Here is a 14947-nt window from a genome sequence, read left to right on the forward strand (position 1 = left end):
GTAGTGGCCCCGAAGGGCCCCATGGCCCGGAGGTAGGATCGGTGCGCACGTACGCACCGATCCAAAGTGCGGTCAGGCCCTCACCGGGCTGCCACGCTCCTTCCCGAGAAAGGCCTGCGTAGCCGATGGCTCCCCGCCTCTCCATCGTCGTTCCGATCTACAACGTCGAGCGTTACCTGGTCGAATGCCTCGACTCGATCGCCGCCCAGACCTTCACGGACTTCGAGTGCGTCATGGTCGACGACGGTTCGAAGGACGACAGCGCGGCCCTCGCCGAGGCGTACGCGGCCAAGGACTCGCGGTTCCGGCTGGTCCGCCAGGTGAACAAGGGCCTCGGCGCGGCCCGCAACACCGGCATCCGGCACATCGACCCGGACGCCGAGTTCCTGTGCTTCGTCGACAGTGACGACTCGATGCCGCCGAGCGCGTACGAGCTGATGATCAACACCCTGGACGAGACCGGCTCGGACTTCGCCACCGGCAACGTGCTGCGGTTCCGCGCGGTGGGCTACTACCAGTCCGGCGGGCACTCGAAGCCGTTCAGGGAGACCAAGCTCAAGACGCACATCACCGAGATCCCGGCGCTGGTCACCGACCGCACCGCGTGGAACAAGGTGTACCGCCGCTCCTTCTTCGACGCGGCCGGCATCCTCTACCCCGAGGGCATCCTGTACGAGGACGCGCCGGTCAGCGTGCCGCACCACTACCTCGCCAAGAGCGTGGACGTGCTCTGCGAGCCGATCTACCACTGGCGCGAGCGCGAGGTCGGCGAGATGTCGATCACCCAGATGCGCACCAACCCCAAGGGCCTGGTCGACCGCGTCGCCTCGGTCGAGCTGGTCCGCGGCTGGCTGCGCAAGCAGACCGACCCGCGCTTCGCCCAGTACCTGCGCTCCTACGACGAGAACACCCTCGTCGAGGAGATCCCGATGTTCTTCTGGTCCGTCGTGGACGGCGACAAGGAGTACCGGGACGCCTACATCAAGAACGTCAGCCGGCTGCTGCGGGCGATCGGCCCCGAGCAGGTCCGCAAGCTGCGGGCGCCGCTGCGGCTCAAGTACCACCTGACCCTCCAGGGCCGGATCGACGAGTTCGTCGAGCAGATCAAGTACGAGGGCGAGAGCAACGGCGGTGTCCAGGCCCGCGGTCTGCTGCGCCCGTACGCCGACTACCCGTTCCTGCGCGGCGGTCGCAAGAGCGTGCCGTCCGGCGTGCTCAAGCTGGACAACTCGCTGGTCATGCGCAGCCGGCTGTACGAGACGGCCTGGGTCGGCGGGCGGCTGCAGCTGACCGGGCACGCGTACCCGGAGCAGCTGGGCGCGGCCGGCAAGCACGACATGGTCCGCACCCTGGTGCTGCGCGAGGCCAAGGGCCGCCGGGTGATCGCGGTGCCGATGAAGACCCAGTACAGCCCCGAGGCCACCGCCAGCTGCCACCACGACCTGTACAGCTGCGACTGGGCCGGCTTCACCGTCGGCATCGACCCGAAGAAGCTCAAGCACCGCGGCCAGTGGAAGGACGGCAACTGGCGCGTCCTGGTGGCCGGCGCGGGCAAGGGCGGCGTCTACAAGGGCCGGGTCTGGGCCGGCTGGAGCGACACCGCGCAGTACATCCCGGCGCACTGGGTCGAGCCGGACGTGCGGATCGTGCCGTGGGTCCGGGACGGCTCCGTCTACCTGCGGGTGGAGACGGTCAAGGCCCGGGTGACCGGCCTGGCTTCGCACGGCGGCCGGGTCGAGGTGTCGGGCGCGGCCCGCTCCGGCTCCAGCTTCGCCGGGGCCCGGCTGCGGCTCACCCACGTCGAGTCCGACCGCGAGCTGGCCTTCCCGCTGGAGCTGGGCGCGCCGGTCGGCAGCCTGCAGCCGTTCAGCGTGTCCTTCCCGGTGGCCGAGCTGACCGCCGTCCGCGAGGCCTGGGCCGAGCTGGACCCGGTGGCCGCCGAGCGCGGCCGTGACCGCTGGGACACCGCGCTGCTGCTGGCCGACGGCAGCACCGTCCCGGTGACCTGGGACGACCGCAACGCCCCGGCGCAGCTGCACCTGCCGCTCAACCCGGACGCCCCGGCCGACCGGCGCCGGGCGCTCTACTCCAAGCCCTCCCCCAGCGGGTACCTGCAGTTCTCCGACCAGCTGCTGCAGCCGGTGGTGGACGAGGTCTCCGCCCGCGGCGCGGACGGCTTCCTGCTCAGCGGTTCGTTCCCGCTGTCCGGTGCGCACCGCTGGGAGCTGGTGGTCCGCCACGACTGGCGCGAGGAGGAGCACGTCTACCCGGTGGAGATCGCGGACGGACGGTTCCGGACCGCGCTGCCCGCGGTGCCGACGGCCTCCTTCGCCGGCCGGGTGCCGCTCGCCCAGGGCACCTGGAACGTCTTCTTCCGCCCGGTCGGCGCCGTGGCCGAGGAGCTTCCGAGCTCGTACGCGCTGATCTCGCCGGACTGCTTCGGCGCGATGCCGCTGGAGGTGGAGTCCCGGGGCAAGCGCATCGTGCTGGAGCGCCGCCACCACGACGGCCTCTCCCTGGAGTCGCACTCGGCGCTGCTGCCGGAGGAGCGCAGCGGCTACCGGCTGCGCCAGCTGCGGTTCGTCGACTACCCGAACGCCCGCCGGCACCCGGTGCGCGACACCGTGCTGTACAACGTCGGCCTCGGCGGCCTGTACGCCGACTCGCCGCGGGCGGTCCACGAGGAGCTGGTCCGCCGCGGCCTGCCGCTGGAGCACCTGTGGGGCAGTGACGACCTCCAGGCCGATCTGCCGCAGTCGGCGAGCGCGATCCGGCTGTGGAGCCCGGAGTGGTTCGAGGCGCTGGCGACCGCCAAGTACATCGTCACCAGCACCCACCTGCCCGACTTCTTCGTCCGCCGCCCCGGCCAGGTGGTCCTGCAGACCTGGCACGGCAGCCCGCTGAAGCAGATCGGCCTCGATTTCGAGAAGGTCTGGTTCACGGATGCGAACTACCTGAAGGGCCTCGCCCGGGAGGTGCCGAGCTGGAGTCTGCTGGCGGCCGGCAACAGCTGGTCGGCCCCGATCCTGCGACGCGCGTTCGACTACAAGGGCGAGATCCTCGAAAGCGGTTCGCCGAAGAACGACCTGCTCTTCGCGGCCGACCGGGAGAAGACCGCCGAACAGGTGCGCGAAAGGCTCGGCCTGCCCGAGGGCAAGAAGGTCGTGCTCTACGCGCCGACCTGGCGCGAGGACCGGCGCCGGCCGAACGGCGGGTACCAGCTGGACCTGCGGCTCGACCTGGCGGCGGCCAAGGCCGCGCTCGGCGACGACCAGGTGCTGCTGGTGCGCCGGCACAGCATGATGTGCGGTCAGATCCCGGGCGCCGGCAACGGCTACATCTGGGACGTCGGCAGCTACCCCGACATGGCGGAGCTGCTGCTGATCGCCGACGTGCTGATCACCGACTACTCCGCGAGCGTGTTCGACTTCGCCGCGACCGGCAAGCCGATCCTGTTCTTCACCTACGACCTGGAGCACTACCGCGACAACCTGCGCGGCTTCAGCCTGAACTTCGAGGCGGAGGCGCCCGGCCCGCTGCTGGCCACCTCCGAGGAGCTGGTCGACGCGCTCGGCCGGGTCGGCGAGGTCGCGGCCGAGTACGCCGACAAGGCCGCCGCGTTCCGCACGGCGTACTGCGACCTGGACGACGGCAAGGCCTCCGCCCGGGTGGTCGACGCGATGCTCCGCGCGGAGTAGCACCGAGTAGCACCAAGTAGCACGGGGGTGGCCCGAAGCATCCCCGGGAGCCCCGCAGAGGCGCCCGACGCGAACCGCGTCGGGCGCCTCCGTGCTTTCCTGGGAATTCCCTGACAATATCCACAGCCTTTGCCTGTGCATTGCACTCGAACTAGTGTTTTGTCGGTGAATTTCATAGGAAATTCTCTGGTCCACACTGTTGACCCCGGACGGCGTCCCGGTATGGGATATGAATTCGGCCCCGGTTTCCTCTCGGCATCGGTCCGGCGGCCCCGGTCCACCGCCCATGGCCCGGCCCCCGTCCCGAAGGACCCTCGTCATGCCTGCGCTCACACGGTTCGTCCTTCCGCACGCCGACCCCCGCGTGAGCACCGACCAACCCGCCGCCGACGAGGACGTCACCTTCGGCCTGCTGCGCGCCCGCTGGACCGGCCGCGGCCTGGAGCTCACCGGCTTCGCCCGCCCGGACGACCTCGACACCGGCCGCCCCGGCTCCGCCTGGACCTGGCTGACCCTGCGCCACGCCGACGGGAGCAGGCCGCCCGTCCACCTGCGCTCCCGGCCCCGCCGGCTGCCCGAGGTCACCGACGACAGCGCCCAGCCCGAGTTCAACCACGACTGGTCCGGCTTCACCGCCCTGATCGAGCCCGGCCGGCTGCGCCACGGCACCGACTGGCTGCTCGGCGACTGGCAGATCGAGACCACCCTGTTCACCCGCCCGCGCCCCACCCGGCTGCGCCGCCGGTACGGCACGCTCGCCCCGCACTGGTGCGGCTCCGGCGAGTACCCGCCGGCCCACTGGGTGGACCACGACGTCCGCCTCCAGCCGCACTTCGCCGACGGACGACTGCGGCTGCTGCTCGAACGCCCCGGCATCCGGCTCACCCACGCCACCCCCACCGCCGACGGGCTCGACCTGCGCGGCAGCGCGGACACCTGCCCGTCCGGCACCGTGCTGCGGCTGCGCCACCGGCAGAGCGACGCCGTGATCGAACGGCCCGTCGCCCGCACCGGCAACACCTTCGCCGTCCACCTGCCGTACCGGCCGTTCACCACCGACGGCCGCGGCAGCGGCGAACTGGAGCACTGGGACACCGAGTTCCTGCACCCCGACGGCAGTACCGAGCAGCTCTGCCCGGACGAGCGCGGCGGCCCGGTGGCCGACCAGCACCGGCTGCCCGACACCCCGGACCGCGCCCTCTACCTCAAGCACCTCGCCGACGGCCGGCTCCAGGTGTGCGTCCAGCCCGCGGCCGGCCTCGTCGAGCGGATCGCCGTCCGGCCCGGCGGCTTCGAACTCACCGGCCGCTGCCCGGACCGCGCCGCGGACCGGCTGGAACTCGTCCTGCGGCACACCGGCACCGCGAGCGAGGTCCGCTCCCCCGTCGAGGCCGACCAGGACGGCCGCTTCAAGGTCCTGCTGCCCGCCACCCGCACCGCCGCCGACGGCACCGCACTGCCCCTGCGCAAGGGCATCTGGGAGGCCACGCTGACGCCCGCCGGGCGGCCCGGCCCGAGCCGCCCGCTGCTCGCCGCACCCGCCGCCCTGCCCGCACTGCCCGCCGCCACCACGGCCGGCGGCAAGCGGGTCCTGCTCCAGCGCCGCTGGCACGACACCCTGCTGGTGGACTCCACCCCGGTGCTCACCCCCACCGAGCGCAGCGCCTGGACGCAGAGCCGCCAGCGCGCCGTCCACTACCCCGCCGCCCGCCGCGAACCGCTGCGCGAGGCCGTGCTGTACGACGTGTTCGGCGGCCGCGGCTACGCCGACTCGCCGCGCGCGGTGCACGCCGAACTGGCCCGCCGCGGAGCACCGTTGGAGCACCTCTGGGTGGTCGACGACGCCCAGGCCGAACTGCCGCCCGGGGTCCGGGCCGTCCGGATCTGGAGCCCGGAGTGGTACCGCGCGCTGGCCACCTGCCGGTACCTGGTCGGCAACACGCACTTCCCGGACTTCCTGGAGCGCCGCCCCGGCCAGGTGGTGCTCCAGACCTGGCACGGCTCGCTGCTGAAGCGGATCGCCCACGACGTCGACAACCCCTGGCTGGCCGACCACGGCTACCTGGAGGCGCTCGACCGGGAGACCCCGCAGTGGAGCCTGCTGCTCTCCCCCAGCCCGTTCGCCACCCCGATCCTGCGCCGCGCGTTCCGCTACGACGGCGAGATCCTGGAGGCCGGCTACCCGCGCAACGACGTGCTCGCCCGCCCCGACGAGGCCGCCGCCGCGGCCGTCCGCCGCCGGCTCGGCATCCCCGCCGGCAAGCGGATCGTGCTGTACGCGCCGACCTGGCGCGAGGACCAGCAGCGCGGTGACGGCGACGGCTTCCGGCTCGGCCTGCGGCTGGACCTCGACCACGCCCGGCGCCTGCTCGGCCGGGACCACGTGCTGCTGATCCGCCCGCACTCGCACGTCCGCGAGCCGCTGCCGGGCGCCGGGGACGGCTTCCTGTACGACTGCGGGGACTACCCCGACCCGCAGGAACTGCTGCTGGTCGCGGACGTCCTGGTGACCGACTACTCGTCGATCATGTTCGACTTCGCCGTCACCGGCCGCCCGGTGCTCTTCTTCACCTACGACCTGGAGCACTACCGCGACACCTTGCGCGGCTTCTACTTCGACTTCGAGCCGCAGGCCCCCGGCCCGCTCGTCCCCACCTCGGCCGGGCTGCTCGGCGCGCTGCGCGAACTCGCCGACTCCGGCGCGGATCTGCCGCCCGGGTACGCGGAGCGCCACCGGCGCTTCCGGGCCGAGCACTGCGTCCTGGACGACGGCGGCGCGTCCCGCCGGGTGGTCGACCGGATGCTCGAACTCGGCAGGTCAGTACGGTAGTCGAAGGCCGGCCCGGCGGTTCAGGAGAACAGGTAGCTCCGCCAGGGCCGCCAGACCTCGTCCGCGTCGAAGCGGGAGAGGCCGAAGCCCGGCACCGGGAAGGCCGCCCGGAAGCCGCGCGCCTGCGCGTACGCCTGGTCCAGCGCGTCGTCCGACAGGCCGTGCGCGACCGTCACGTGCGGGTGGTACGGGAACGCCAGCTCGCGGGCCAGCGGGCCGGAGCGGACGTCCGCCTCCAGCAGCCGGCACTCCTGCGCGCCCTCCTCGACCCGGACGAACACCACCGGGGAGACCGGGCGGAAGGTGCCGGCGCCGCGCAGCAGCATCCGGAACGGCCGGTGCGCGGCCGCCACCGCCGCCAGGTGCTCCTCGATCTTCGGCAGCGCCCCGGCCGGCACCTCGGTCGGCGGCAGCAGGGTGACGTGCGTCGGTATCGACCGGGCCAGCGGATCGCCGTGCCCGGCCCGGGCGTCCTGGATCCGCGCGCCGTACGGATCGGGAACGCTCACGGACACGCCGATGGTGACGGTCTCGGGGAGACCGTCACCATCGGGCAGGCGTGTGAGAGGAGTCACCGCTTGGCGGCCGGGAGGAAGCCGACCCGGTCGTACACCGTCTCCAGCGTCCGCGCGGCCACCTCTCGGGCCTTCTCGGCGCCGATCGCCAGCACCCGGTCCAGCTCGGCCGGGTCGTCGAGGAAGGAGCGGGTGCGCTCCTGGAAGGGGGTGACCCACTCGGTGAACAGCTCGGCCAGCTCGGTCTTCAGGGCGCCGTACATCTTGCCCTCGAAGTGCGCGACCAGCTGGTCGATCGACTGGCCGCTGAGCGCGGAGTGGATGCGCAGCAGGTTGGAGACGCCGGGCTTGCCGTCCTCGTCGTAGGAGACGACGGTGCCGGTGTCGGTGACGGCACTCTTGAACTTCTTGGCGCTGACCTTCGCCTCGTCCAGCAGGTTGACCAGGCCCTTGTCCGAGGAGGCGGACTTGCTCATCTTGGCGCCCGGGTCCTGGAGGTCCTGGATCTTCGCCGTCTCCTTGAGGATGTACGGCTTCGGCACCGTGAAGGTCGGGCTGTAGCGGGTGTTGAAGCGCTCGGCGAGGTCGCGGGTGAGCTCCAGGTGCTGGCGCTGGTCCTCGCCGACCGGGACGGCGTCCGCCTGGTAGAGCAGGACGTCCGCGACCATCAGCACCGGGTAGGTGAACAGGCCCACCGTGGTGCTGTCCGCGCCGTGCCGGACGGACTTGTCCTTGAACTGGGTCATCCGGGAGGCCTCGCCGAAGCCGGTGAGGCAGTTCATCACCCAGGCGAGCTGCGCGTGCTCGGGCACGTGCGACTGGACGAACAGGGTGCAGTGCTCCGGGTCCAGGCCGGCGCCGAGCAGCTGGGCGGCGGAGACCCGGGTGTTCTCGCGCAGCTCCTTCGGGTCCTGCGAGACGGTGATCGCGTGCAGGTCGACGACCATGTAGAAGGCGTCGTTCTCCTTCTGCAGGTCCACCCACTGACGCACCGCGCCCAGGTAGTTGCCGAGGTGGAACGAGCCGGAGGTGGGCTGGATGCCGGAGAGAACCCGGGGACGGTCCTTGACCGGACCAGTGACCGCTGCGTTGACCATGCGGGCCATTGTTCCAGTTCCACCGGGCGCTCAGGAAACGTCCGCCCCAGGAGGTTCCGTCAGTGTGACCGCACTCACCCTCACCCGGGCGATCCGCCGGCCCTCCAGCTTGGCCACCGTCAGCAGCACCCCGCCACCGCCCTCGACCGGGACGCGCACCTGGTCGCCGTCCCGGGGCAGCCGGCCGAGCGAGGCGACCAGACAGCCCGCCACCGTCTCGTACGGGCCCTCGGGCAGGGTGGCGCCGGTCTCCTCGGTGAAGTCGCCGAGGTTGAGCAGGCCGTCCAGCTCCATGCCGCCGCCGACCAGCCGGCGGGTGGCGGCCGTCTCCGGCCGGTCGTACTCGTCCCGGATCTCGCCGATCACCTCCTCGACCAGGTCCTCCAGGGTGACGATCCCGGCGGTGCCGCCGTACTCGTCCACCACGATGGCCAGGTGGTGACCCTCGCGGCGCATCTCGCCCATCGCCTCCAGCACCCGCTTGGTGCCGGGCAGCAGCTTCACCGGGCGGGCCAGGTCGCGGACCTTGGCGGCCTGCTCGCCACGCGCGCCGTACAGGTCGCGGACGTGCACGAAGCCGACCACGGCGTCGGCGCTGCCCTCGACCACCGGGTAGCGCGAGTGCGGCGAGGTGTCCGCCTGGTGCCGGACGGCGGCCAGCGGGCGCTCGGCGTCCAGGAAGGTCACCTCGGTGCGCGGGACCATCACCTCGCGCAGCTGCCGCTCCCCGGCGGAGAACACGTCCGCGATCAACGCCCGTTCGTCGCTTCCGAGTTCGGTGTTGGCGGCGACCAGGCCGCGCAGTTCCTCGGAGCTCATCGAGCCACGGCCGGCGGCCGGGTCGCCGCCCAGCAGGCGGACCATCAGGTTGGTGGAGTGGCCGAGCAGCCAGATCACCGGGCGCAGCGCCACCGACATCACGTCCACCACCGGGGCCGCGATCACCGCGATCGACTCGGCCCGCTGCAGGCCGATCCGCTTGGGGGTGAGTTCGCCGAGCACCAGCGAGACGTAGCTGATCACCAGGGTGAGGCCGACCAGGGCGACCGCGTCGGCGACACCCTGGGTGAGCCCGGCCCGGACGAACAGCGGAGCGACCTTGCCGGCCAGGGTGTCCGCGCCGAAGGCGGCGGACAGGAAGCCCATGCAGGTCACGCCGACCTGGACGGCGGCCAGGAAGCGGTTGGGGTCGGCGGCCAGGTGCGCGGCCCGGGCGGACCGCCGGGTGCCGAGCGCCTCCAGCGTCCGGATCTGGCCCTCGCGCAGCGAGATCAGCGAGATCTCGGCGACGTTGAACAGCCCGCCCAGCAGGATGAAGACGAGGACGAGCAGGGCGTCCCCGAGGGTTTCGTTCACAGCGGGTCAGTGTAGGACCGACCGGCGCCCGGGGAGCGGAAGAACGGGCGACGGCCGGTCACACGACGGCCCGCCGCCTCCGGGAAGGAGACGGCGGGCCGTCGGGAAAGCGGTGCCGCGGGGCTCAGATGAGGCCCAGCTCCTGGACCGCGTCGCGCTCCTCGGTCAGCTCCTTGACCGAGGCGTCGATGCGGGCACGCGAGAAGTCGGAGATCTCCAGGCCCTGGACGATCTCGAACTTGCCGGCCTTGGTGGTGACCGGGAAGGAGGAGATCAGACCCTGCGGAACGCCGTAGGAGCCGTCCGAGACGACGCCCATGGAGGTCCAGTCGCCCTCGGCGGTGCCGTTGACCCAGGTGTACACGTGGTCGATCGCGGCGTTGGCGGCCGAGGCGGCCGAGGAGGCGCCACGGGCCTCGATGATGGCCGCGCCGCGCTTGGCGACGGTCGGGATGAAGGTCTCGTCCAGCCAGGCCTGGTCGCTGCCGATGGCCTCGAAGGCAGGCTTGCCGGCGATCTCGGCCTGGAAGACGTCCGGGTACTGGGTGGCGGAGTGGTTGCCCCAGATGGTGACGCGCTTGATGTCGGAGACGGGCGCACCGGTCTTGATGGAGAGCTGGCCGACCGCGCGGTTGTGGTCCAGGCGGGTCATCGCGGTGAAGCGCTCGGCCGGGACGTCCGGGGCGTTGCGCTGGGCGATCAGGGCGTTGGTGTTGGCCGGGTTGCCGACGACCAGGACCTTGATGTCGTCCGCGGCGTGGTCGTTGATGGCCTTGCCCTGCGGGCCGAAGATGCCGCCGTTGGCCTGCAGCAGGTCGCCGCGCTCCATGCCGGCGGTGCGCGGACGGGCGCCGACCAGCAGCGCGACGTTGGCGCCGTCGAAGGCCTCGTTCGGGTTGTCGGTGATCGTGATGTCACGCAGCAGCGGGAACGCGCAGTCGACGAGCTCCATGGCGGTGCCCTCGGCGGCCTTGAGGCCCTGCGGGATCTCCAGGAGGCGCAGGTTCACCGGGACGTCGGCACCGAGCAGGTGGCCCGAGGCGATGCGGAAGAGCAGCGCGTAGCCGATCTGGCCGGCCGCTCCGGTGATGGTGACGTTGACGGGGGTGCGGGTCATTTCTACCTTCTCCAGCAGATCGCCAGGTGCCCCAGGCACACCGGCGCGCTGGAGCCGAGGATGGTCTCTCGACATCGAGAGACCGGCGTCAGGTTATCGCAAAGGGAAGCGTACGCCGCGGGTGCGGGCCTGGCTGATGCGTCACAACGGACGGCGGCCCCCGCCCTGGCTCGCAGGGCGGGGGCCGTCACGGTCACCCCGGCGTCAGTGCTTGGGCCGGCCGATCAACTTGCCGATGTTGTCGAGCAGCGGGATCTCCAGCCACGGGTTCGGCTGCGCCACCAGGGTCAGCAGCACGATCGACGCTCCCAGGAAGGTCAGCACGATCACGTCGGTGAAGCGGCTGCGCACCGCCAGCATCCCGACCTCGGGCAGCACCAGCCGCAGGACGGCCCCGAGCAGCACCCCGCAGCCGAGGATCAGCAGCCCGTACTTGAAGCCGTCCTTGAAGTCGGCGAACCAGGTCACCGCGAGGCCGGCCCCGACCACCAGCAGGACCAGCGTTATCGGCCACTGCCGGACCGGCAGGGTGTGGTCGCGCCCGAGGGCTGCGGCCGCGCCCTCGGGCGGCAGGGTGCCGGTGGTCTTGACCGGCCTGCGCGGGGTCCGCGCCGGTCGCGGTTCCGTCATGCTCGCCGTCCCTCGTGGTGGTGTCGGTCGTGGGGTCAGACGCCGGCGCGGCGCTCGGCCGCCACGACGATGTTGTTGAGCAGCATCGCGCGGGTCATCGGGCCCACGCCGCCGGGGTTCGGGGAGATCCAGGCGGCCACCTCGGCCACGCCCGGGTGCACGTCGCCGACGATCTTGCCCTCGCTGCGGCTGACGCCCACGTCCAGCACCGCCGCGCCCGGCTTGACGTCCTCCGGCTTGACCAGGTGCGGCACGCCCGCGGCGGCCACGATGATGTCGGCCTTGCGCAGGTGGTAGCCGAGGTCCCGGGTGCCGGTGTGGCACAGGGTCACGGTGGCGTTCTCGCTGCGGCGGGTCAGCAGCAGGCCGATCGAGCGGCCGACGGTGACGCCGCGGCCGATCACGACCACCTCGGCGCCGTTGATCTCGACGTCGTGCCGGCGCAGCAGCTCGACGATGCCCAGCGGGGTGCACGGCAGCGGCCCCTCGATGCCCAGGGCGAGCCGGCCGAGCGAGGTCGGGTGCAGGCCGTCGGCGTCCTTGTCCGGGTCCATCAGCTCCAGGACCGGGTTCTGGTCCAGGCCCTTGGGCAGCGGCAGCTGGACGATGTAGCCGGTGCAGGAGGGGTCGGCGTTGAGCTCGCGGACGACGTTCTCGACGTCCTCCTGGGTGGCGGTGGCGGGCAGCTCGCGCTGGATCGAGGCGATGCCGACCTCGGCGCAGTCCTTGTGCTTCCCGTTGACGTACCAGCGGCTGCCCGGGTCGTCGCCGACCAGGACGGTGCCGAGGCCGGGCGTGACGCCCTTCGCCTTGAGGACCGCCACGCGGGCGGCGAGTTCGGACTTGATCGCGGCGGCGGTGGCCTTGCCATCGAGAATCTGGGCAGTCATGACCCCATTCTCCCGGATCGAGGCAAGCCGCCGTACCAGGGCCCGCCTTCCGGTCGGACGGGTACGGAAGGCCTGGACCACGTTGCGGTTGCGCCACAGTCTCGGTCCGGCGCGCGGAACCGGCTGGACACGGCCCCGCCGTCCGGTTGACGATATGCGGGCACTCCCTGCCGCGACCCGGCCCGGTGACGGGCCGACGGACACCCGGCGGGGGCGTACCCGGGGGAAAGAGCACGTGAGCCGACCACTTCAGACCGAGCCGCCCGACCGCTGCGGCGCCGTCCTGCCCGCGGCGGGCCCGTCGACGACTCCGCTCTCACCGTTCTCAGCGCTCTCACCGCGCGTCTGAGCCGGCCGCGCCCGGCTCCGCTCCGGGCTGTCACTCCCCTCCGTTAGCGTCCCGTTCCACCGGCGACCCGACGCGCCAAACCGGAACCGGGCCCTCCGTCCCGTCCCCACGTCCCCGCAACTGCCCGGAGGCATCGATGAGTTACCCGCCCGACCCGAACAACCCGAACAACCCGTACGGCCAGCCGCCGCAGGCTCCCGGCTACGGCTACCCGCAGCAGGCCCCGCCGGCCGGGTACGGCTACCCGCCGCCCGCGCCGGGCTACGGCGGACCGGGCTACGGCTACCCGCCGGCCGTCCCGCAGAACATGCCGGGCCTGGTGGTCACCACCCGGGTGCTGCTGTTCATCATCGGCGCCGTGCAGATCATCGGTGGGGGCATCTACCTGATAGCCGCCGCGGCGGCCAAGGAGGTCACCAACCGGGCCCAGGAGATCGACGGGAGCGACCCGTTCAACGGCTTCGGCAACGCGGCGGCCGGCGTGCTGGTGGTCGTCGGCATCGTGTGCGCGCTGTTCGCGGCCTTCTCCATCACGCTGGGCGTGAAGTTCGGCAAGGGCGGGCCCGCGGTCCGCATCACCACCATGGTGTACGGCTCGTTCGGCGCGCTGCTCGGCCTGCTGGGGCTGGCCGGCTCGTTCGCCAGCAACGCCAACCCGGTCGGCATCGTCTTCACGCTGATGTGGCTCGCGGTCTCGATCACGATGATCGTCGGGATGAGCGTCAAGGACGGCGTCGCCTGGTTCGCCCGGCCGCGCTACTGACCGGCCCCGTCCGAGCCGATCGGACGACGAGCGGCCCGGCTCCCCTTCCGGAGGAGCCGGGCCGCTCTGTCATGCCGTCACCCGGGCGGTGCGTCGGGCGAGCGGTGGAACGCGATCAGTGGAAGAAGTGCCGGGCACCGGTGAAGTACATCGTCACCCCGGCCTCGGCGGCCGCCGCGACGACCTCCTCGTCCCGGATCGAACCGCCCGGCTGGACGATCGCCTTGACGCCGGCCGCGATCAGGATCGCAGGGCCGTCCGCGAACGGGAAGAACGCGTCCGAGGCCGCGTACGCGCCCTTGGCCCGCTCCCCGGCCCGCTCGACCGCGAGCTTGCAGGAGTCGACCCGGTTGACCTGGCCCATGCCGACGCCCACCGAGGCACCGCCCTTGGCCAGCAGGATCGCGTTGGACTTGACGGCCCGACAGGCCCGCCAGGCGAAGGCCAGCTCGGCCAGCTCGGCCTCGGACAGCGCCTCACCGGTGGCCAGCCGCCAGTTCGCCGGGTCGTCGCCCTCGGCCTGCACCCGGTCGGCGTCCTGGAGCAGCACGCCGCCGGAGACCGGGCGCAGCTCCTGGCGGTTGGCCGGCGCCTCGGGGGCCAGCAGCACCCGCAGGTTCTTCTTCCGGGCCAGCACCTCGACGGCGCCGTCCTCGTAGCCGGGGGCCACCACGACCTCGGTGAAGATCGGGGCGATCTGCTCGGCCAGCTCGACGGTGACCGGGCGGTTGACCGCGATCACGCCGCCGTACGCCGAGACCGGGTCGCACTCGTGCGCCTTGCGGTGCGCCTCGGCGACGTCCGCGCCGGTCGCGATGCCGCACGGGTTGGCGTGCTTGATGATCGCGACGGCCGGCTCGGCGTGGTCGTACGCGGCGCGGCGGGCGGCGTCGGTGTCGACGTAGTTGTTGTACGACATCTCCTTGCCGTGCAGCTGCTCCGCGCCGGCCAGGCCGCCGCTGCCGTCGCTGTACAGCGCGGCGCCCTGGTGCGGGTTCTCGCCGTAGCGCAGCACGTTCTGCCGCTCCCAGGTGGCGCCCAGGAACTCCGGGAACCGCTCGTCGCTCGGCGCGTAGCCGGCCTCGAACCAGGAGGCGACCGCGACGTCGTACGCGGCGGTGTGCGCGAACGCCGCACCGGCCAGGCGCTTGCGGGTGGCCAGGTCGAAGCCGCCCTCCTGGACGGCGCGCAGCACGTCGCCGTAACGGGCCGGGTCGACCACCACGGCCACCGACGGGTGGTTCTTGGCGGCGGCGCGGACCATGCTCGGGCCGCCGATGTCGATCTGCTCGACGCACTCGTCCGGGGTGGCGCCCGAGGCGACGGTGGCCTTGAACGGGTAGAGGTTCACCACGACCAGGTCGAAGGGCTCGACGCCCAGCTCGACCAGCTGCGCGCGGTGCGACTCCAGCCGCAGGTCGGCGAGCACGCCGGCGTGCACGCGGGGGTGCAGCGTCTTCACGCGCCCGTCCAGGCACTCCGGGAAGCCGGTCAGCTCGGAGACCTCGGTCACCGGGACGCCGGCGGCGGCGATCCGGCCGGCGGTGGAGCCGGTGGAGACGATCGCGACCCCGGCGGCGTGCAGGCCCTGGGCCAGCTCCTCCAGACCGGTCTTGTCGTACACGCTGATCAGCGCGCGACGGATCGGACGGATGTTCTCCGAAACGGGGGGCGTGGTGGAGCTGGCACTCATGCTCCCACC

Annotated in this window: 10 protein-coding genes; 3 read left to right on the forward strand and 7 right to left on the reverse strand. The window is 72.3% G+C overall.

Annotated features, from left to right (window positions below):
• The first annotated feature begins 125 nt into the window (after positions 1 to 125).
• Together ACIQVZ_RS15715 and ACIQVZ_RS15720 are read left to right on the forward strand one after the other, a co-directional pair.
• Positions 126 to 3698, forward strand: a complete 3573-nt coding sequence (locus ACIQVZ_RS15715) for a CDP-glycerol glycerophosphotransferase family protein (protein WP_402450406.1) — start codon at positions 126 to 128, stop codon at positions 3696 to 3698.
• Between the two features lie 319 nt (positions 3699 to 4017).
• Positions 4018 to 6528 carry a CDP-glycerol glycerophosphotransferase family protein gene (locus ACIQVZ_RS15720; RefSeq protein ID WP_402450409.1) on the forward strand — a complete coding sequence of 837 codons (2511 nt, stop codon included), beginning with the start codon at positions 4018 to 4020 and terminating at the stop codon, positions 6526 to 6528.
• A 20-nt stretch (positions 6529 to 6548) separates the two neighbouring features.
• Here the strand turns inward: ACIQVZ_RS15720 and ACIQVZ_RS15725 are convergent, their stop codons facing one another.
• From ACIQVZ_RS15725 to ACIQVZ_RS15750, 6 genes are all read right to left on the reverse strand, one after another.
• The gene (locus ACIQVZ_RS15725; RefSeq protein WP_350877226.1) at positions 6549 to 7037 is read right to left on the reverse strand and encodes a 2'-5' RNA ligase family protein; all 489 of its coding nucleotides are present in this window, start codon (positions 7035 to 7037) and stop codon (positions 6549 to 6551) included.
• 62 nt (positions 7038 to 7099) lie between these two features.
• Complete coding sequence (gene trpS / locus ACIQVZ_RS15730) at positions 7100 to 8140, reverse strand: tryptophan--tRNA ligase (RefSeq protein WP_350877224.1); 1041 nt, start codon at positions 8138 to 8140, stop codon at positions 7100 to 7102.
• 30 nt (positions 8141 to 8170) lie between these two features.
• Positions 8171 to 9496 (reverse strand): hemolysin family protein, encoded by a 1326-nt coding sequence (locus tag ACIQVZ_RS15735; protein WP_350877222.1) that lies wholly within the window; start codon positions 9494 to 9496, stop codon positions 8171 to 8173.
• A 124-nt stretch (positions 9497 to 9620) separates the two neighbouring features.
• Positions 9621 to 10613 (reverse strand): malate dehydrogenase, encoded by a 993-nt coding sequence (locus ACIQVZ_RS15740; protein WP_350877220.1) that lies wholly within the window; start codon positions 10611 to 10613, stop codon positions 9621 to 9623.
• 204 nt (positions 10614 to 10817) lie between these two features.
• The gene (locus ACIQVZ_RS15745) at positions 10818 to 11243 is read right to left on the reverse strand and encodes a DUF3017 domain-containing protein (protein WP_063349030.1); all 426 of its coding nucleotides are present in this window, start codon (positions 11241 to 11243) and stop codon (positions 10818 to 10820) included.
• Between the two features lie 35 nt (positions 11244 to 11278).
• On the reverse strand, positions 11279 to 12133 hold the full coding sequence (locus ACIQVZ_RS15750; RefSeq protein WP_371518483.1) for a bifunctional methylenetetrahydrofolate dehydrogenase/methenyltetrahydrofolate cyclohydrolase: 855 nt from the start codon (positions 12131 to 12133) through the stop codon (positions 11279 to 11281).
• A gap of 485 nt (positions 12134 to 12618) precedes the next feature.
• On the opposite strand from ACIQVZ_RS15750, the gene ACIQVZ_RS15755 reads away from it, so the two are divergent.
• The gene (locus ACIQVZ_RS15755; protein ID WP_402450415.1) at positions 12619 to 13245 is read left to right on the forward strand and encodes a hypothetical protein; all 627 of its coding nucleotides are present in this window, start codon (positions 12619 to 12621) and stop codon (positions 13243 to 13245) included.
• 115 nt (positions 13246 to 13360) lie between these two features.
• Here ACIQVZ_RS15755 and purH read toward each other — a convergent pair whose 3' ends face one another.
• Complete coding sequence (gene purH / locus ACIQVZ_RS15760; protein ID WP_402450417.1) at positions 13361 to 14938, reverse strand: bifunctional phosphoribosylaminoimidazolecarboxamide formyltransferase/IMP cyclohydrolase; 1578 nt, start codon at positions 14936 to 14938, stop codon at positions 13361 to 13363.
• Positions 14939 to 14947 lie beyond the last annotated feature (9 nt).

Source organism: Kitasatospora sp. NPDC098663 (assembly GCF_044760075.1).
Classification (GTDB): domain Bacteria; phylum Actinomycetota; class Actinomycetes; order Streptomycetales; family Streptomycetaceae; genus Kitasatospora.